Source organism: Edaphobacter modestus, from assembly GCF_004217555.1.
In the GTDB taxonomy this organism is placed as follows: Bacteria; Acidobacteriota; Terriglobia; order Terriglobales; family Acidobacteriaceae; genus Edaphobacter; species Edaphobacter modestus.
The window spans coordinates 3601808-3619693 of record NZ_SHKW01000001.1; the positions used below are offsets into that span (position 1 = coordinate 3601808).

Here is a 17886-nt window from a genome sequence, read left to right on the forward strand (position 1 = left end):
TGCAATTGGGAGACCAACCATCGATGACGGCAAATTTGCTTACCGCAATCCTTACTGCAATCGTTGTCAGGAATGAGATTGCATTCTTTCCTACAAGTATTTCTTGAGCCACATCCCTTCGATGCACTCGCGCCAGAGTAGATTCTCAATCGCCTCGCCCCCTCCTTGCCATGGAGCTTCTTTCGCTCCGTGCTGAACTTTCAGGACAGTGCTCGGAAGCAATGGGAGAACCCTCGTAGCATCGTCGTTCTCCCACTCGCCCTCAGGCCGCAAAATTTTTGTCGCAAGTATCTTCCGCGATCGAGTGCTTCTCGTGAAAGCTCGCCTGTCACGGCGTGAGTCGTCGGTTTTGAGGCGGCGTCCGGCAGGATCGATGCGCGGCTGGCGTCGCCTGCGGCCAGTGAGAGGATGGGGCTCCCGAGAACATGGTCCCGAAAGAGACGGAACGGCCGACCTGTGAAAATCTGGCTCGATAGGATACAATTAGAAATTGCTGCAATAGCTAAAAAGATCCGGCAGGACGTCTCCTGCCCTCGAGGAGTTTAGTTCCATGCCGAAGCGTACCTTTCAACCCAACCGCCGCCGCCGCTCCAAAACCCACGGCTTCTTGACCCGCATGAAGACCAAGGCAGGCGCCGCCGTTCTCAACCGTCGTCGCGCCAAGGGACGTCATAAGATCGCCGTCAGCGCGGGCTTTCGCGACTAGTTCCTGCCTCGAAGGGCGTCTCAGGTCCTGATGGGCGCCCCGATTACCCTACATCGTAGAAATTTTCCAAACTCAGATGCGTTCGTGTTTTACGTAATTTAGGGTGGATTCGCTCAGGCGGGACCTGGATTTAGGGCAACCTGCCACTGAGCTTCGGACCTCTTACACATTGCCAGCTCGCGAGGATGAACGAAGCTCCCTGCCGGCGGATACGTAGGAGAACTGCGATGAAGGTGAATCAGCCGACTCAGAAAAATCCAGGTCGGGGAAATAAACAAGGCAAGCCCTCCGGCGGCCAGCAGGCACAACAGGGCAATCGTCCACGTCAGGGCGGCTACAGCACGCCGGGTCAGGGAAGTCACGGCGGACAGTCCGCTCCGGCTGACAAGAAATAAACCTCCAAGCCGAAATCATCGACATTTACCTGGGCGAATCCATCGCCTGACAGAAGAGTCCGCTCCAAGCGAGCGGGCTCTTCTTTTGGTGTCCGCGACCCTGTGGGGACAAGGCATGGGGGATGGTCTTTAGAGTGGACACACCGGCTTATCGGCAGTACTCAAGAACCTCCTCAACTCAGTGCGCCTGCTGCCGATAATGAAAACAGACGACTGCGCGCCGTGACTTTCTGATGACCCTATTTCCAATTCATAGCAAACAGGAACGGCGCAGAACGACGCGCTATCGATGCCATGGTCCTATCGACTTCCGTATCCAGGGTTGGTATCTGCAGAAGGGGAGGATTCTCAATCTCTGTCTGGACGGTTGCCTGATCGAGCCCCAGCTCGCCAGCGGCTACGAGGTTGGCGATCAGCTGGAGATGCGGTTCGAGGTCAACCGTCTCCCCTTCCGTGCCCAGTGCATCGTTCGGCGGGTTCAGCCGACCGGTGACCTGGGTGTTGAGATCGTCCGTCTCAGCTCTCGCAGCCGTAGACAGCTGCGAGAGCTCGTGGACGAACTGGCAGCCATCGGGCCACCAGGCACCGAGCTGTGAGGGAATCCCCTGCTTCTCACATGGCAACGCGATAAACTGATCTCTGCGGGCTACTCACTGCCCGATTCCGGTCATGGCTCTCACGTTCCGCCTTCGCAAACACGCCGATTACCAGCGCGTCTACCAAGCCAGCCGCAAGCAGTTCTCGCGCCAGATGAGCTACTTCTTCGCGCCGCGTGATCCGGACTCCTCCGATGGCGCCGCCGACCCGCGGGTAGGCCTGACCGTGGGAAAGGTTATGGGCAAGGCGGTAGACCGCAACCGAATCAAGCGTCGCATGCGAGAGGCCGTGCGCCGTAATATCACAGCGCTCGAAGGCCCCATTGATGTCGTCCTGCATCCGCGCCGCAGCGTCCTCGATCTCGAATTCACGGTACTCGACCGGGAGATCGCGCAGGTCTTCCGGTCGATCCGAAACGCTTCGCAGCGTCCCGCAACGAAAGTCCCTGGCAAGCCAACTGCAGCCAATTCAGGCGAAAAGACGATTTCGCCTGAGTCCCCTGACCCACGCTGACCATGCGCGAAGACACGCAACCCTCGCTCGCGATACGCATTGCATTTCGCGTGTATAAATCCTTCTTATCGCCGATCCTGCATGCCCTCAGCTTTTCGCAGTGCCTCTACCTTCCCACCTGCTCGGAGTATGCCTACATTGCGCTCACGCGCTTCGGTGTTGTCCGAGGATCGTGGCTCACACTGCGCCGCCTCGCTCGCTGTCATCCCTTCGCCAAGGGTGGACTGGATCCAGTACCCGATCTCCCTGCGTCCAGAGCTCGCTCTTAGCCGCCACATTGCGCCGTGCTCTCCTGGTCAGAGTTTGCGGTACATCCCATAAGCGTCTACATATCGTGCCTGCGGGTGCAGAAAGGCTTTTGGGAGACAGCCTACGGTCGCAAAACCGCCCGCTCGTTTGTGCTGACCACGAAGTTGAATTGCATCGCTCGGAATCCCCGGCTACGCGTAATTTCAGCATCTTCCGGTATTTCCGCCCATTTTGCCCGAACGATTTACCATAGAAGATGCGGTTCCCTCGCCTCGCGGTGGCGACTGCAAGCCCATAGCTCCAGCAAAGAACAGGAAGCATCACTTGGCAGAGTTTAAGAACCCCAATCAGCAGGGTGGTGGCGGACAAGACAGCCGTTCCCTCTTCGTCGTCATGTTCTTCATGATTGCAGTCTTCTTCGGCCTTAGTTACTACCGTCAGAAGACCAATCCGAAGACGGTCTCGCCCAACGCTCCCGCGGCGTCGCAGCCGGCATCGCAGACTTCAGCGCCACCCCCGAGCGCTCCCAGCGCTTCCGTCGCGCCGAAGGCTTCCTCGACCACGAACTCCGGGGCACCCGCCGTTCAGGCTGCCGCCGAATCCACGACCGTCGTCGAGAATGAGCTCTATCGCATCGAGTTCACCAATCGCGGAGCCCAGGTCAAGAGCTGGATCCTCAAGCAGTACAAGGACTCAGACGGTCATCCCCTGAACCTCGTCCATACCCAGGCTGCCGAAAAGTTCGGCTATCCGCTCTCGCTCCATACCTACGACTCCGGCGTAAACGCGTCGCTCGTCCAGGCCCTCTACGTTCCGTCCACGACTGGCACACTTACCGCTCCCGCAACGCTCACATTCAAATACTCGAACGGGGGCCTCGACGTTACAAAGACGTTCTCCTTCGACGAGACCTATGTTCTGCATGCCGATGTGCAGGTTGTTCGCGATGGAAGCCCGATCCGCGCACTGATCGCGTGGCCTGGCGGCTTCGGCGATCAGAACAATGCCCAGGCCTACGCCGGCTCCCAGGTTGACCTCTCCCGTAGCGCCCGCGACGAGCATCTCGCCGCAAAAAAGGTCTCCGGTGGCGAGACCATGAATGGCCCTCTCGATTGGGCAGGCGTCAGTGACGCCTACTTTGCCGCAATCTTCCTTCCCGACTCACCGACAACTGCAAGCCTCGTCACCTTTCACAACGAGCTCGACGTCGCCAAGACCATTCATCGCACCGGCTTCGGCTCCGGCTCCCCCTCCGCGAAGGCGATCAACGTCTCGATTCTGGGCTCCGCGCTGGGGGACACCAGCGGCCATACACTGACCCGCCTCTACGTTGGGCCGAAGGCCGTCAGTGTTCTCAAGAACATCTCTACAACGTCGGCCAACGGGACCAGGGTTACACTCGAGCCGCTACTGGAGTTCGGCTTCTGGGGAGCCATCGGCAAGTATCTCTTCCTTGCGCTTCAATTCATCCACCAGCACATCGTCGGCAACTGGGGATGGTCCATCATCCTCCTCACGCTCGCCATCAACGTGCTTCTGCTTCCGCTGCGCGTCAAGACCATGCAGTCGGGCCTGAAGATGCAGCGCATCCAGCCGCAGATGGACGCCATCAAGGAGAAGTACAAGAAGTACAAGATCAACGATCCCAAGCGCAACGAGATGAACATGGAGATCATGAAGGTTCAGAAGGACAACGGCGTGAACATGTTCGGCGGCTGTATCCCGACCCTGGTTCAGCTTCCGCTGCTCTTCGCCTTCTTCTCCATGTTGCCCAAGGTGGTAGAGCTTCGCCACGCCTCGTGGGGATGGATTCCAGACCTTACCGCGCCTGATCCGTATTACATCATTCCGATCGTCATGGTCGTCAGCCAGTTCCTCATGCAGTACTACACGCCATCTCCCGGAGTCGATCCGCAGCAGCAGAAGATGATGGCATTCATGATGCCGCTCGTCACCGGCTACTTCGTCCTCAGCTACGGCTCCGGTCTGGGCCTCTATTGGGCCGTCGGCAACTTCTTCGGTATCGCGCAGCAGTGGGTGATGAACCGCACCTCGCTCGGTCGCGAGATGCGTGAGATCGCAGCCAGACGTGCCCGACGGAAGGCCGGAGCCCCCGCCACCCTGCAGGGCAAACGCTGAACAGAATCAGCAGGAAAGAAAGGCTCCGTTCGCGGAGCCTTTCTCTTTTGCTTTCGAGTTCGACGAACGAAGATGTCACAAATTGTTCATCTCTATCGGCCGAGTAAACTTGGAATATATTCGTATTGACGAATACGATAAGCGAGGGCTATATTTGCTTTTGCAGATATGTAGGTAAAGGAGACTCGTCATGGCAGATCAGCTGCTGGATGCAGTGAGAGCAAAGTATGGCGCGGTTGCGAAGAGTTCTCTCTCGAGTGAGGATGCTGGGGTGAAGGCCGTCGCCGAGGCTTTCGGCTACAGTGCCGAAGAACTCACCTCCATCCCCGCAGAGGCGAATATGGGGCTTTCGTGTGGCAATCCCACTGCGACAGCGAACCTCAAGCCGGGTGAGGTCGTGGTTGATCTCGGTTCCGGTGGCGGCCTCGACGTCTTTCTCGCCGCGGGGAAGGTTGGCCCGCACGGAAGAGCCATCGGCATCGATATGACCGCCTCGATGATCGAGCGAGCACAGGCCAATGCCAGCGCCGGCGGATATGCCAATGTTGAATTTCATCTCGCGAACATCGACGAGCTTCCGCTAGCGAACTCTTCCGTAGATTGCATCATCAGCAATTGCGTTCTGAACCTCGTTCCTGACAAGCCCGCGGTCTTCCGCGAGATCTTTCGTGTACTGAAGCCGGGCGGAAGATTGGCTGTCAGCGATATAGCTCTCAAGGCTGAATTACCGCAGGAGATCGCAACCAGCCTGGCCGCATATGTCGGCTGCATCGCGGGAGCCATCCGCATCGACGACTATCGTACGCAGCTCCAGGCCGTCGGCTTTGAAGCTATACAGATCGTCGATAGCGGATCGGACCTGAACGCCTATCGCAAGATCGAAAACCAATCCGGGTGCTGCTCCCGGGCGATGAATACAGAGATTGCAAGCGGATCCTACTCATGCTGCGCACCACCGACAACCGTGCACGAAGATCTTGGCGCGCTGCTCTCGGAGTATGACATCAATGAGGCTGCGGCAAGCGTGCGCGTCTATGCCCTGAAGCCGTCGGCGAAGTTATGCTGTGGACCGGACTGCTGTGTGTAGACGGGGCGGAAACACGCCTGACCTCCCTGACAGAGGATCGGAAGGAAACGAAAGACAATCGATTATCTACCGCACAAAAGTAAAAATCGGTTGACGGAAGAATAGGGCGATATACAGTCGGCATGCCATGTTGTCTGCAACCTTCTTCCGATTAATTCCGTATACTGAACGGGTCCCATGGAAGATATGGAAGCGAAAAAGAAGAAGGTTACTGCTTTTCTCCAGACCATCACCTCACCGGGTCGTCTGAATCTGAAGTTCAATATTCTGGATGCGGCGCCCAGTTCCGATGGCTCAAGTCCCGAGATCTCGGTCGAGTTCTCGGGTCCCGATGCTCCCCTTCTTCTCGCTCGCAACGGAGAGCTTCTCCTCTCCCTCGAGCACATTGCCGCTAAGATCCTTCGCTTCGAACACGAGGAGCATGACCGCATCTCCTTCGACGCTGAAAACTTCAAGGTGCTTCGGCGCCAGGAGCTGCAGATGGCCGCGGATGTGGCCGTCGAACGTGTTCGCCAGACTGGCCAACCCTACAGTTTCTCGCCGATGAGCTCCCGTGAGCGGCGCCTGCTTCATCTGGCGCTGGCTTCTTCCGGTCTCCCTACGTCCTCCTCAGGCGAAGGGCCGCGTCGTTTCGTAGTTCTCTATCCCGAAGGCGAGAAGCCTGCACCGCAGACCCCCAAGGACGACCGCGCACAGGCTATTCGCCAGCGTTTTCGCCGTCGCTGACGGGGGATATCCGAGGCCCCTCTCATCGAATCGCTGATTCGGTCTCTAAGCGACGTGACGGAACCTTCGACGAAGTGCGGCCGCTGCTCCCAGAGCTCCTGTCGCAACCAGCACCAGACTACCGGGCTCAGGAGCAACTGCAGTCGGCGGGTTTGTGGGAGGAGGACCATTCGGCGGCAGGGACGGATTGCCGCCTCCCGGTCCACCCGTTGGCGGATTTTTTCCGCCCCCTCCGCCCCCACCCGGAGCTCCTCCGCCCCCCCCAACTCCGGGAGTCCATCCTCCACTCTGCTCAGGTCCATCGCCTGCTGCCAGCAGACCCTGGGGGCCGTTCTGGGCGAGCAAAGGCCCCGAAGTCGAATCGTCAACCAGAGGCCTAGCCAGAAATGCCGGTCCAGGCTCATAGGCGACTGTATTTTTCAGTTCCAGCGGTTCTATGGGGAGATCGCCGCACGCAAATTCCAGTTCCCGCAACATCTCCTCGCGCGTCATCTTCGGCCGCCCCAGTCGCGCTGGAAGCACACGCGTCCGTGGGTGTGGCTTAGGCTTCTGCAGCACGGCAATCTTGCGATGAACGTAATGGCGCAACCGGTGCCGCGCCGCGTTGGCGCGCTTCACCAGGTCGGAGTTTGCCAGCTGAGTCCGATACTCGGAGACCCAGCGCTCGCACTCCGTGGCGGCGTGCACCTGCACGCCCGTCGCAGCGGAGGCAAAGACCAGGAGAAGAAGCAAGGCAAAAGAAATACGGCGCATAGGTATAACCCAAATCGGGCAGCAGATTCGCTTACCCGCAATTTGTGAATCTGCCTATGGGTTATGCAATTGATAAGCCAAAAGAAAAAGAGAGATTATGCGCCAATAAGTGTGCAATTTGCGGCAAGATGGCTACTCATTTACCACTCTGGAACCGAAAGAAAGAATTATTTTCACTTTCGATTAAGCAAATCGTTGCAGGTTGGAAACCGTTGACGGTGCCTCACTTACGGAAACTGTCTGCCGGGTAGTGTCGCCAGTTTGCACATACCTTTGCCACTCGTTGGATTCAGCGAGTCGCTTCAGTTCGCCATTTTTCTCGATCAAAATGTTCATCAGGCCGTTCCGCAGAACCGACTCGAGGAGGTGCCCCAAGGGGCCCAGCCGGGTGGTGAAACGAATCTCGTCGCGAACCCGCGTCCCATCGTCCATTGCGGCAAAGTGATGATCATGTTCATAATGCCGAAAGATTCCGTCCATCATCACTTCGCGAAAGTAGGTATACGGGCGAATCGCTTCGATTCTGCTGGTGTAGGAGACCATACTCCACCCTATCTTCCAGCGAATCGCCTCGCCGACCTCCAGGGATCCTCCGCCAAATGCGTGGTCGGGAACATTGGAATGGCCTGGCGATGAAAGGTTTCGGTTGGTTGCCAATAGAAAACACCGTTCCACGGGAGCATTCACCCAGGTCGTCAAACGAATCGTAGTCATAGGGGAAAGTAACCATCCGTCATTCGTGTTGGCAGCGGAATCCAAGGCCCAGCCTTATGTGTTGGATGCCTTGCACGGCGATTTGGGAAGCCACGCAAGAGAAATATCCTGAAACAGCCCAACGCACTACCGGAAGAGATCAAGGCCGATAGCGCTTGTCTCTCGAACCCAGGGGATGGGGAATACAACGGGAAACGCGGCGGCCCGATCCATTCAGGCCGCCTGCATCGTTACAGCGCCATAGCTCTGGAGTCAACGAGCGTCTTTGCCCTGCCAATGAACTCCGCGAGCCCTACTGAGCCTTCGTCCCCTTTGCCGCGGGTACGAACGCTGACCGCCTCTGCCGCGGACTCCTTGTCGCCCATCACCAGCACGAAGGGAACCTTCTGCAGCGTAAACTCGCGGATCTTTGCATTCATCTTCTCGTTGCGGGCATCCAGCTCCACGCGCAATCCTGCGGCTTCAAGCTTTGCCTTTACGCTCTTTGCATAATCAAGATGCTTCTCTGAAATAGGCACAAGTCCTACCTGCACCGGGGCCAGCCACATCGGAAAAGCTCCGGCATAGTGCTCGATCAGCACACCGAAGAATCGCTCCACGCTTCCGAACAGCGCGCGATGTACCATCACCGGCCTGTGCTTCTCTCCATCCTCGCCTGTGTACTCCAGCTCAAAGCGCTGCGGAAGATTGAAGTCGAACTGCACGGTCGAAAGTTGCCATAGTCGGCCCAGCACATCCACCAGTTTGATATCGATCTTCGGTCCGTAGAACGCGGCTTCGCCCGGAATCACGCGGTAAGGAATGCCCTTCGCGTCGAGAACCTTCTTGAGCGAGCCCACCGCCGTCTCCCAGTGCTCCGGCGAGCCGACGTAGCTCTTCTGGTCCTTTGGGTCCCAGGTCGAAAGCTCCACCTTGAACTCAGCAAACCCGAAGGCCTTCAAGACCTCGTCGGCGAACTCGACGCACGCGGCGATCTCGCTCTCGATCTGCTCCGGCGTGCAGAAGATGTGCGCGTCGTCCTGTGTAAAGCCACGGACTCGCAAGAGTCCGTGCATAGTCCCGCTCCGCTCGTAGCGATACACGTTGCCCAGCTCCGCGTACCGCTGCGGCAGGTCGCGGTAGCTCTTGGGCGAGTTCTTATAGATAAGGATGTGGCCGGGGCAGTTCATCGGTTTCAGCCGGTACTCCGCGTCGTCCAGCTCCATCGGCGGATACATGTTCTGCGAGTAGAAACCCTCGTGCCCCGAGACCTTCCACAGCTCGCGTCGCATGATGTGCGGCGTGAACACCATATCGTAGCCGCGCCGGATACACTCCTCGCGCATCCAGTCTTCCATCGTCTTACGGATCAGGCCGCCCTTGGGATGCCAGAAGATCAATCCCGCGCCTGCGACCTCCTGGATCGAGAACAGATCAAGCTGTTTGCCCAGCACGCGATGATCGCGCGCCTTGATCTCCTCCAGCCGCTTGAAGTGGGCCTCCATGTCCTTCGTGTTGAAGAAGGCGGTGCCATAAACGCGCTGCAGTTGCTGGTTCTTCTCGTCGCCCAGCCAGTAGGCTCCGGCGATGCTCGTCACCTTGAACGCCTTCACCCGCCCCGTCGAAGGCACATGAGGCCCTCGGCAGAAATCAGTGAAGTCGCCATTCTTGTACAGCGATATCTCGTCGCCCAGCTTGGTGAACTTCTCGATGAAGTACACCTTCATGAACTCGCCTTGCGCCGCGTAGTCCGTCAGCCCCTTGTCGCGCGACTCTTCGACACGCACGAACTTCTCGTCCCGCGCCACCACTTCGGCCATGCGTGCCTCAATCGCCGCCAGATCGGCCTCGCTGAACGGCGCCTCGCGATAAACGTCGTAGAAGAACCCCTGCTCCGTCGCCGGCCCATGTCCCAGCTTCGTCTCCGGAAACAGCTCCAGGATCGCCGTCGCCATCACGTGCGCGGCCGAGTGACGCACCACCTTCAGGGCAGCCTCATCGCTCTCCTTCAGCAACTCGAGCGCGACGTCTTCGCTAAGCGGAGCCGAAAGGTCAACCAGCCGCTCCGCCGTCTCCGCAGCGGAGCTGTACATTCCTGCCTCGGTCTGCGCCTCATTGGCCTCATCCGTCGCGGTTTCGGCCGAAGTCACCGTCGTATTCAGCGGACGGATCCGTGCCACGACCACGGCTGCCGCCAGCCGCGGCGAAATGTTCATCGCAATGTCATATGGTGTGGTTCCGCGAGTAACCTCGCGTACGGACCCATCAGGAAGCTGTACCTTAATCATCTGTTCACTCATATCGCGTATCTATCCAGCATATTTGCTTTGCTTGCCTTGCACCAACTTCCAGGGCCGGACATGCATCTATACTGTATAAAAGGGCCCCGCAGTGGGCTTCGAAACATACCTCCCCGCGTTTCTCACTGCAGTTTTTTCGACAGGAGTTTTCCATGCAAGTTTTGTGTCACCCTTCTGATGGCCACGCCGACATTCAGTGCCCCGTTTGCAACCAGGGCTTTCGCGTTTTCTGGGAGCGCAGCAGCGCACCCGACCAGAAGGCCACGCTTCCTGAAATCTACCAGGAGCTGCGCAATCACCACCGCGATGCCAGCGTAGCCGCACATCCTGATGCCCCCTTCAACATCCCCAGCTGGTCAGGACTGCCCCACTTCTCCGCCGCTGCCCTTCTCGGCGGGGCGTACTAGCCCGGTTCGTTTACGGAACGCCTGCGCTATAGTCTGGATTGTTCAGGCTTGAAGCGCAGGCGTTGGAACTTTACCTGGAGTTGGAATCAGCGATTCTGCGCCAGACGTCGGAGAAACTGGCCTGCCACTGCGTCGTCAGTCTCTCGATGCGGAAACCGCCTGCCGGTCCCTCTTCCTCGAAGAAAATCTGCAATGTTTCGTTTTTGGATGAATCGAATTCCAGCCTCCAGACAAAATGGGCGCAAATTCGGTCCAGATGCATAGCGGCGCTTTCGTCCGGCAGATTGTTTTCGATGTTGTTCCAGTGCAGCAAACTTGGTTCCCTCCCGGCCACCGCCTAAAATACCCTCATGTCCTACGTAGCAGCGGTCGACCACCTCTACGCCCGTGGCCTCGAGCTTGCCCCCGATCCGACGGCACCTGTTGGCACCCGCCGCAAGTTCGATCTCGAGCATATGCGGATCCTGTCTCGCGCCCTTGGCGATCCCCAGAAAAATTTCCCTTCCGTACTGATTGCCGGAACCAACGGCAAGGGTTCCACCGCCGCTACCCTGGCCAGCATCCTTACTACCGCGGGATATCGCACCGCGCTCTATACCTCGCCCCATCTCTCCCGGGTTAACGAGCGGATTCAGATCAGTGGAGAGTCCATCTCCGACGAGGACTTCGCCCGACTCTACTTTCAAGTAGACTCAGCTGCAGAGCACCTCGTCGCTGCGGGTGAGCTGCCTCAGCCTCCAAGTTTTTTCGAGACCCTCACAGGTCTGGCCTTTCTCCACTTCTCCGGCGACGCTTACACCGGCTCCGCGCCCGTCGACATCGCTGTTCTCGAGGTGGGCCTCGGAGGCCGTCTCGACGCCACCAACATCGTCGACCCGCTGATCTCCATCCTGACCGACATCTCGCTCGACCACCAGGATTATCTCGGAGACACCATCACCGAGATCACCCGGGAGAAGACCGGAATTCTGCGGCCCCAGGGCACTCTCGTCACCTTGCCCCAGCACCCCGAGGCCAACCAGGCCATCGGCGAGGCTGCCGCGATGCTGGACCTCCACGCCATCAGCGCGGCCAACTACATTCCCACGGCCGAGAAGCTTCTTCATCCCGAGCCAGGTACAACTGGGACTGCCCCAGGCGTAAACCTTCCGCGTAATCGCTACACCATCTCCGTCGATGGCCAGGCCCTCCACGTCGACTCTCCGTTGATGGGCCAGCATCAGCAGCGAAACATCGCCCTTGCGGTGGCTGCGGCGGAGGAATTACGTAACTGTAAGGGCTACAATAGAGATAAAAGCAACAGTAAGAGTTACGAAATACCCAACGCTGCCATTGAGGACGGGATTCGCAAGACTCTCTGGCCCGGCCGTCTGGAATTGGTTTCGCTTTCCGGCTCCGCCCCCTTGCTTATGGATGTCGCCCATAATCCGGCAGGAGCATGGACGCTTCGAGCCGTTCTCGCGCAGCTTCCTGAAGAAACTCCGCGTACCCTTCTCTTCTCCTGCCTGCGGGATAAAGATCTGCGCGAGATGAGCCAAATTCTTCTGCCTCTTTTCGATCGATCCTCGCCGGACCGCCCAAAGGACCATATCTTCCTGGCGCCGATCAACAGCCCTCGTGCTGCCTCGCTCGAAGAGCTATCCGAAGCGGCCGAGGCGCTCGAAATTCCGGTGGAGGTCTCTCCGACGCTCGCCGAGGCCCTGGCCCAGGCCCGGGCCGTCACTCCGCTCGATGGCCTGATTCTCGCCACCGGCTCGGTCTATCTTATTGGCGAGTTGCGCCCACTTGCATTGAACCTAAGCACCGAAGAGGAAACCAGGCGTGCCTGAGTCAACCACAACCCTCACCCCGGCTCCGGCCTCCAGCGGACCTTCTCGTGCCCCGGCCTTCTTTCGCTGGCTCACCTACCTCTTCCTTATCCCACTCATCCTGGCGTCGACCATCTTCTTCGGCTGTATCTCGCTTCTCTGCGGTCTGTGGGACAAGTCGGGACGACAGCAGCACTTTATCGCCCACCTCTGGGCGCGTTCCCTTCTGATCCTGAGCCTGTCTCCGATAACCCTTATCGGAGAGGAGAAGCTCCGGATTCATCAGACGGCTGTGTATGCGTCGAACCATCTTAGTTACTACGACACGCCGGTACTCTTCGCCCGGCTTCCCTTCCAGTTCCGCATCCTGGCCAAGCAATCCCTTTGGAAGGTTCCTTTTATCGGTTGGTACCTGAACCGGTCCGGCCAGGTTCCTGTTGACCAGTCCAGTGCGCGAAATGCAGTCGCCAGCCTGAACCGCGGAGTTCAGACGCTTAAGCACGGTCTTCCACTGGTCATCTTTCCGGAGGGAGGCCGCACCAACACCGGTCGGCCCCAGCCCTTCGTCTCAGGCTCTGCCTACATGGCCATCAAGGCTCAGGTTCCTCTTGTTCCCATCACTCTGGTCGGAACCTACGAGCTCCTGCCGATGCATACCTACCATCTTCATCCGCGCCCGCTCGCCATCGTTATCGGAGACCCGATCTCTACGGTGGGCCTAACCACGCGCGATGCGGATGCCCTGACCGAGCAGCTCCTCAACACAATTACGGCAACCTACATTCACTATCACCCTGAGTTGAGCTGAAGCGCTGGCGCTCGGCTCGCCGTATCATGGTTTCTATAGCCATGAAACCTCGAATCGCTATTCCCGTCCCCACCAGCAACAATCCTGAATACAACACGAGATCCTGGGCCCAGTATGCAGAGGCCGTCAACCGTGCCGGGGGTGACCCGGTGCAGATCCCCCTGGATAGCTCTCCGCGGGCTACGGCAGATCTCATCAACACATGCCAGGGGGTTCTGCTTCCCGGCTCTCCTGCCGACGTCAATCCTCATAAGTACGGTCATGAGCCGATTCCGGAGTGCAACCCTGCCGATCCTGCTCGCGAGAATGTCGATGAACTTCTCATTCAGGATGCTCATAACCTCTATAAACCCCTGTTGACGATCTGTTTCGGGACCCAGTCCCTGAACGTCTGGCGCGGCGGCACCCTGGTGCAGGATCTGGCTCCCGTTCCGGTCAATCACTCGGCGGGTAGGACCGTGGCGGTGGCTCATTCCGTGGCAGTTCCTCCTGAATCCACGCTTGGAGGTATGCTTTCCCGCGAAGAGGCGCCCGACCAAAGGGGATTCCTTCGTCTTCCCATCAACTCGAGCCATCACCAGGCCATAGGGATTCCAGGGGACGGTCTCCGCGTGGTGGGCCGCAGCACGGAGGATGGTGTGGTGGAGGCGGTGGAAGGCGGCCAGGATCAGCAGAACCCGGGGGCCCATTTTGTGCTCGGGGTACAGTGGCATCCTGAAAGGACGTATGAGATCAGCCCGGCGTCACGGGCGATCTTCGCGCGCCTGATCTCTGAGGCGACTTCGTGGGCGCCTCGCGCCATCCGGACATCCGTGGTCCAGGAATCGTAGGCAGTGTTCCACGTGGAACACTCTTCAAATGGGAGTGCCACATGTTCCACGTGGAACAATTCAGTTTTGAGATACTAGTGAAACGATGCCCGTTCTGCCGGAAACTGAGATCAAGAGCCTTCTTGCCCCCTATCTCTCCCCGATAAACTCCACCCTTCTCTCTCAATTGTCTGGATATCTCGATCTCCTGGTTCGCTGGAACGCTCGCACAAACCTTACGGCGATCCGTACCCCGGAGGAGATGGTTCGACGGCACTTTGGCGAAAGCCTGTTTGCCGCGCAGAATCTCGGGGACGCGCTCCCCGGTACGCTCCTAGATTTAGGCTCCGGCGCGGGGTTCCCCGGAGTTCCCATCGCGCTCTTTCAGCCCACGATTTCCGTGACCCTCGCCGAATCGCAGAACAAAAAAGCCACTTTTCTACGGGAGGTGGTGCGAACACTGGGGTTAACGAATGCGGAGGTGTGGGTAGGGCGCGTGGAGGGGCTGCCTACGGATCGAATGTTTCATACCGTCACGCTCCGCGCGGTAGACAAGATGGAGGTTGCCCTGGAAGCCGCAGGGGCACGGGCGTCTCGCCAGGTGATTCTTCTTAGTACCTCGGCTTCGCAGCTTCCGCCGGGGTTTATCGTGCGCAGCAACATAAGAATTCCGGAGAGCGAGAGTCGGTTTCTTCTGCGGGCCGAGCGCGGGTAATGTTCCACGTGGAACATCGGGCGTCCCGCTTGAAAGAAGCCTGAGCAAAGTGTTCAGGTGGAACAAAGATTTCCACAAAATGGTGCGTGGAACCCTCGCGTTTTCCGAGAGTTTGACGTGTTCCACACGTTCTCCACAGCTTGCGGAAGTTCTTCACAAGCCGTGAGGTTGCCCTTCCAGGGTGATCCCGCTAACCTCTTCTTATTGCAATGAGCAGCCCTACTTCTTCTCCCAAGACGCCTACTGAAGACCTCTCGGCCAAACAAGACCAGAAAGCGATCCCGTCCAAGGATGCTGCCGAGACGTCACCGACCAAGAACGGTTCGGCCCCCTCTCGCGTCATTGCGATCGTGAACCAGAAAGGCGGCGTCGGAAAGACCACGACTGCGATTAACCTTGCCGCCTCCTTTGCCCTCGAAGGGATTCCGACGCTGCTGATCGATTGCGATCCCCAGGCGAACTCCTCGGGAGGGCTGGGCGTGGCTCGCCAGAGAGATGATGAGGAACACCGGAACAGCACGTACGACCTGCTGCTGGGCAATGCGACCCTTGCGGACAGCATGATCCAGACGGAGGTTGAGAACCTGAAGCTCGTGCCTTCGAGCAAGAATCTGATCGGAGCGACCATTGAGCTTATCTCTGCCGATCGACGGGAGTATCGGCTCCGCGAAGCGATTGAGCCGGTGCGGTCACAGTTTTCCTTCATTCTGCTCGATTGCCCTCCGGCGCTCGATCTGCTGACCCTGAATGCGCTGGTGGCGGCCGATGGCCTCCTGGTTCCCATGCAGGCAGAGTACTTTGCGCTCGAGGGAATCTCTGAGCTGATGTCGACCCTGGATCGAGTAACCGGAAGCTTCAATCCAGGACTGTCGCTGGAAGGCGTTCTGCTGACCATGTACGACGACCGCACGAACCTGGCTGTGCAGGTCACTGAAAATCTCAAATCGTTCTTCAATGACAAGCTTCTGAAGACGTCGATCCCTCGAAATGTTCGCCTCGCCGAGGCTCCCAGTCACGGCAAGCCGGTAGCGCTCTATGACTCGCGTTCGAGAGGAGCAGAGACCTATCGGGAGCTTGCCCTGGAGCTTCTGAGCAGGAACAGCATGGAGAGCCCCGAGGCCAAGAGAAGAAAGGCTGCCGCCGCAGCCGCGGCCAGCTCGCTGAAGTCCTTCAACAAACCGGAAAAGAAGTCCCGATTCTGGCGATCCTGAACAGGATCAAATACTTTTCCCGATCCATCTCCCGTGTAGCGCCAAATTTCTCTCTTTGAAAGTCAACATCATGCCAACCGCATCGTCCGATACGAAACGTCGCGCCCTGGGCAAGGGGCTGGAATCCCTTCTTCCACAACGCAATGCCGCACCGACTCCCGTTCCTGCCATTCACGCCGCGGCTGCTCCTGAGCCGGCCGGAAGGCCACTCGAGATTCCACTTGACCACATTGAGCGCAATCCCTGGCAGACCAGAAAGCACTTCGATGAGGCGCAGCTTGCGGAGCTGGCGCAATCCATCGCGGCGACAGGCGTCGTGCAGCCTATAGTGGTCAGACCAATTCCTCCCTTGGCGACTCAACCGCCAGGCCATAACCCCATGCGTTATCAGTTGATTACGGGTGAGCGGCGGTGGCTGGCGTCTCGCAAGGCAGGAAAGACAACGATTCCATCTATCGTGCGGCAGGTCGCCGACGAGCAGGTTCTGGAGATGACGATCGTTGAAAACCTGCAGCGGACGGATCTGAACCCCATGGAACAGGCCAGAGCCTACCAGCGGCTGAGCCAGGAGTTCAAGCTGACGCAGGAGCAGATGGCGACGCGTACGGGCAAGGAGCGTGCCTCGGTAGCGAACTTCCTGCGTCTGCTCCGGCTTCCCGAGGCGGTGCAGGCGAAGGTGGAAGGGGCAGAGCTGACTTTCGGCCACGCGCGTGCGCTGCTGGCGCTTGAGTCTCCAGAGGCCATTACGTCTGCGGCACAGAAGGTCGTGGCGTTGTCGTTTTCGGTGCGGCAGACGGAGAACTATGTTCAGGGACTGATCAACCCTGAAGCGAAAGAGAAGAAAGACAAGCCGCAACAGGCGCAGACGGAAGACCCAAATGTTCGTGAGGCGGAAGACAGGCTGCGGAGAACGTTGGGGCTGAAGGTGAAGATCGAGGACAAGAAGGGCAAGGGCCGCGTGATTATCGAGTACTCCGGCCTTGAGGACTTCGATACCCTTCTGGAGATGTTGGGCGATAAGTAGAAAAATTTGTTTCTGTAGAACGAAAGGATCCCCGCGCGACTGCGCCCAGCATGAAAGCAACTGCTCTTGAGTTTCGATTCCGTTTTCTGATTCACGCCGTTCTGTATGGGCTCGGGTTCGTCGTGCCGTGGAACAAATGGCTTCACCTGGATACGGTGCGCACGTGGCAGTGGCTGGCGTCTTGGCCGTCGCGTGCGGGCTGGCTTGGCTTCAGCGCATCCACCGTGGCGGTGCTCGTGGTGGGCGTTCTCTTTGCGCTGGTGGCGGCCCTGCTGCGCACGTGGGGAGCGGCGTATCTCGGTTCGGGGGTCGTACAGGATGCGGCTATGCACGGGGATCGTCTTGTGGCGGCAGGCCCATATCGTTACATGCGAAATCCTCTGTACCTGGGAACGTTTCTCCATACCTTTGCGCTGGCGCTGCTGACGATGCCGAGCGGTGCTTTGTTCATGCTCGTTACCATCGGCGTGCTGGAGTTGCGTTTGATCGGAGCCGAAGAGGCTTTTCTTACAGAGAAGCTGGGGGAGCCCTACCGGGCTTACTGTGCGGTCGTCCCCAGGATCATTCCCTCGCTGCGTCCCCGGCTCGCGTCATCTGCGGTGAAGCCTGTATGGGGCGTGGCGGTGCTGGGCGAGATCTACATGTGGGGCGTGGCGTTCTCGTTTGCCGCGCTCGGGTGGATGTACAACTCGATTCTGATTCTGCAGGGCGTGATGGTTTCGCTGGGGCTATCGCTGGTGATGCGGGCGCTTCTCCCGAGGCAGGGAGCGGTTCAAGTCGGACGCTGAAACAGCTCACTCGCGCAACGAGCCTGCTGAAGACGACAACTGGGTCAGTCGGTCATCCTGCAAGCTGGCGGAAAGCTGAGAGCCCGCCGATCCTGGCGAATGCCGGATTGTACGGGCTCTCGGGTATCGATCTCGCTGCCTTCCGCATGTAAGGCACT

At 58.6% G+C, this 17886-nt stretch carries 19 protein-coding genes; 16 read left to right on the top strand and 3 right to left on the bottom strand.

Features of this window, described 5'->3' with window-relative positions; all coding sequences use genetic code 11:
• The first annotated feature begins 550 nt into the window (after positions 1–550).
• The 8 genes from rpmH (at position 551) to BDD14_RS15385 (ending at position 6412) form a co-directional block, all read left to right on the top strand.
• Positions 551–706 (top strand): 50S ribosomal protein L34, encoded by a 156-nt coding sequence (rpmH, locus tag BDD14_RS15350; RefSeq protein ID WP_130419568.1) that lies wholly within the window; start codon positions 551–553, stop codon positions 704–706.
• Positions 707–933: 227 nt separating this feature from the next.
• The gene (locus BDD14_RS31865; RefSeq protein WP_165420095.1) at positions 934–1101 is read left to right on the top strand and encodes a hypothetical protein; all 168 of its coding nucleotides are present in this window, start codon (positions 934–936) and stop codon (positions 1099–1101) included.
• Positions 1102–1334: 233 nt separating this feature from the next.
• A complete protein-coding gene (locus BDD14_RS15355) occupies positions 1335–1697 on the top strand; it encodes a PilZ domain-containing protein (protein ID WP_130419569.1) in 363 nt (120 codons plus the stop codon).
• Between the two features lie 73 nt (positions 1698–1770).
• Positions 1771–2211: a ribonuclease P protein component gene (gene rnpA, locus BDD14_RS15360; RefSeq protein WP_130419570.1), complete on the top strand. Its 441-nt coding sequence runs from the start codon at positions 1771–1773 to the stop codon at positions 2209–2211.
• A gap of 2 nt (positions 2212–2213) precedes the next feature.
• Positions 2214–2480: a membrane protein insertion efficiency factor YidD gene (gene yidD, locus BDD14_RS15365; RefSeq protein WP_130419571.1), complete on the top strand. Its 267-nt coding sequence runs from the start codon at positions 2214–2216 to the stop codon at positions 2478–2480.
• Positions 2481–2784: 304 nt separating this feature from the next.
• A complete protein-coding gene (yidC, locus tag BDD14_RS15375) occupies positions 2785–4599 on the top strand; it encodes a membrane protein insertase YidC (RefSeq protein ID WP_130419572.1) in 1815 nt (604 codons plus the stop codon).
• Positions 4600–4789: 190 nt separating this feature from the next.
• A complete protein-coding gene (gene arsM, locus BDD14_RS15380; protein WP_130419573.1) occupies positions 4790–5686 on the top strand; it encodes an arsenite methyltransferase in 897 nt (298 codons plus the stop codon).
• Between the two features lie 186 nt (positions 5687–5872).
• Positions 5873–6412 (top strand): Jag family protein, encoded by a 540-nt coding sequence (locus BDD14_RS15385; RefSeq protein ID WP_242617969.1) that lies wholly within the window; start codon positions 5873–5875, stop codon positions 6410–6412.
• A gap of 45 nt (positions 6413–6457) precedes the next feature.
• On the opposite strand, the gene BDD14_RS33035 is transcribed toward BDD14_RS15385, so the two are convergent.
• The 3 genes from BDD14_RS33035 to thrS form a co-directional block, all read right to left on the bottom strand.
• Positions 6458–7165 carry a PEP-CTERM sorting domain-containing protein gene (locus BDD14_RS33035; protein WP_130419575.1) on the bottom strand — a complete coding sequence of 236 codons (708 nt, stop codon included), beginning with the start codon at positions 7163–7165 and terminating at the stop codon, positions 6458–6460.
• Between the two features lie 183 nt (positions 7166–7348).
• Positions 7349–7879, bottom strand: a complete 531-nt coding sequence (locus BDD14_RS15395; RefSeq protein ID WP_130419576.1) for an SRPBCC family protein — start codon at positions 7877–7879, stop codon at positions 7349–7351.
• A gap of 230 nt (positions 7880–8109) precedes the next feature.
• Positions 8110–10158, bottom strand: coding sequence for a threonine--tRNA ligase (gene thrS, locus BDD14_RS15400; protein ID WP_130419577.1), 2049 nt, complete (start codon positions 10156–10158; stop codon positions 8110–8112).
• Between the two features lie 152 nt (positions 10159–10310).
• Here thrS and BDD14_RS15405 point away from each other — a divergent pair, with 152 nt between their 5' ends.
• The 8 genes from BDD14_RS15405 (at position 10311) to BDD14_RS15440 (ending at position 17728) form a co-directional block, all read left to right on the top strand.
• Positions 10311–10565, top strand: a complete 255-nt coding sequence (locus BDD14_RS15405) for a hypothetical protein (protein WP_130419578.1) — start codon at positions 10311–10313, stop codon at positions 10563–10565.
• Positions 10566–10915: 350 nt separating this feature from the next.
• Positions 10916–12394 carry a bifunctional folylpolyglutamate synthase/dihydrofolate synthase gene (locus BDD14_RS15410; protein WP_130419579.1) on the top strand — a complete coding sequence of 493 codons (1479 nt, stop codon included), beginning with the start codon at positions 10916–10918 and terminating at the stop codon, positions 12392–12394.
• Positions 12387–13181, top strand: coding sequence for a lysophospholipid acyltransferase family protein (locus tag BDD14_RS15415; protein ID WP_130419580.1), 795 nt, complete (start codon positions 12387–12389; stop codon positions 13179–13181). Before BDD14_RS15410 ends, BDD14_RS15415 begins: the two co-directional genes overlap by 8 nt.
• A gap of 41 nt (positions 13182–13222) precedes the next feature.
• Positions 13223–14011: a gamma-glutamyl-gamma-aminobutyrate hydrolase family protein gene (locus BDD14_RS15420; protein WP_130419581.1), complete on the top strand. Its 789-nt coding sequence runs from the start codon at positions 13223–13225 to the stop codon at positions 14009–14011.
• Between the two features lie 85 nt (positions 14012–14096).
• On the top strand, positions 14097–14705 hold the full coding sequence (rsmG, locus tag BDD14_RS15425; RefSeq protein ID WP_130419582.1) for a 16S rRNA (guanine(527)-N(7))-methyltransferase RsmG: 609 nt from the start codon (positions 14097–14099) through the stop codon (positions 14703–14705).
• A 209-nt stretch (positions 14706–14914) separates the two neighbouring features.
• Entirely contained in the window at positions 14915–15916 is a 1002-nt protein-coding gene (locus BDD14_RS15430; protein ID WP_130419583.1) for a ParA family protein, read from the top strand.
• A gap of 70 nt (positions 15917–15986) precedes the next feature.
• On the top strand, positions 15987–16940 hold the full coding sequence (locus BDD14_RS15435) for a ParB/RepB/Spo0J family partition protein (protein ID WP_130419584.1): 954 nt from the start codon (positions 15987–15989) through the stop codon (positions 16938–16940).
• Positions 16941–16990: 50 nt separating this feature from the next.
• Positions 16991–17728: a methyltransferase family protein gene (locus BDD14_RS15440; RefSeq protein WP_130419585.1), complete on the top strand. Its 738-nt coding sequence runs from the start codon at positions 16991–16993 to the stop codon at positions 17726–17728.
• Positions 17729–17886 lie beyond the last annotated feature (158 nt).

Excerpts from the sequence above, each read along its gene's own strand:
- BDD14_RS15420 (WP_130419581.1), top strand. The coding sequence starts at position 13,223 with ATGAAACCTCGAATCGCTATTCCCGTCCCCACCAGCAACAATCCTGAA.
- arsM (WP_130419573.1), top strand. The coding sequence starts at position 4,790 with ATGGCAGATCAGCTGCTGGATGCAGTGAGAGCAAAGTATGGCGCGGTT.
- BDD14_RS15405 (WP_130419578.1), top strand. The coding sequence starts at position 10,311 with ATGCAAGTTTTGTGTCACCCTTCTGATGGCCACGCCGACATTCAGTGC.
- BDD14_RS31865 (WP_165420095.1), top strand. The coding sequence starts at position 934 with ATGAAGGTGAATCAGCCGACTCAGAAAAATCCAGGTCGGGGAAATAAA.
- rpmH (WP_130419568.1), top strand. The coding sequence starts at position 551 with ATGCCGAAGCGTACCTTTCAACCCAACCGCCGCCGCCGCTCCAAAACC.
- BDD14_RS15355 (WP_130419569.1), top strand. The coding sequence starts at position 1,335 with ATGACCCTATTTCCAATTCATAGCAAACAGGAACGGCGCAGAACGACG.
- BDD14_RS15395 (WP_130419576.1), bottom strand. The coding sequence starts at position 7,879 with ATGACTACGATTCGTTTGACGACCTGGGTGAATGCTCCCGTGGAACGG.
- BDD14_RS15410 (WP_130419579.1), top strand. The coding sequence starts at position 10,916 with ATGTCCTACGTAGCAGCGGTCGACCACCTCTACGCCCGTGGCCTCGAG.
- yidD (WP_130419571.1), top strand. The coding sequence starts at position 2,214 with ATGCGCGAAGACACGCAACCCTCGCTCGCGATACGCATTGCATTTCGC.
- BDD14_RS15440 (WP_130419585.1), top strand. The coding sequence starts at position 16,991 with ATGAAAGCAACTGCTCTTGAGTTTCGATTCCGTTTTCTGATTCACGCC.
- rnpA (WP_130419570.1), top strand. The coding sequence starts at position 1,771 with ATGGCTCTCACGTTCCGCCTTCGCAAACACGCCGATTACCAGCGCGTC.
- rsmG (WP_130419582.1), top strand. The coding sequence starts at position 14,097 with ATGCCCGTTCTGCCGGAAACTGAGATCAAGAGCCTTCTTGCCCCCTAT.
- BDD14_RS15435 (WP_130419584.1), top strand. The coding sequence starts at position 15,987 with ATGCCAACCGCATCGTCCGATACGAAACGTCGCGCCCTGGGCAAGGGG.
- thrS (WP_130419577.1), bottom strand. The coding sequence starts at position 10,158 with ATGAGTGAACAGATGATTAAGGTACAGCTTCCTGATGGGTCCGTACGC.
- BDD14_RS33035 (WP_130419575.1), bottom strand. The coding sequence starts at position 7,165 with ATGCGCCGTATTTCTTTTGCCTTGCTTCTTCTCCTGGTCTTTGCCTCC.
- BDD14_RS15430 (WP_130419583.1), top strand. The coding sequence starts at position 14,915 with ATGAGCAGCCCTACTTCTTCTCCCAAGACGCCTACTGAAGACCTCTCG.
- BDD14_RS15385 (WP_242617969.1), top strand. The coding sequence starts at position 5,873 with ATGGAAGCGAAAAAGAAGAAGGTTACTGCTTTTCTCCAGACCATCACC.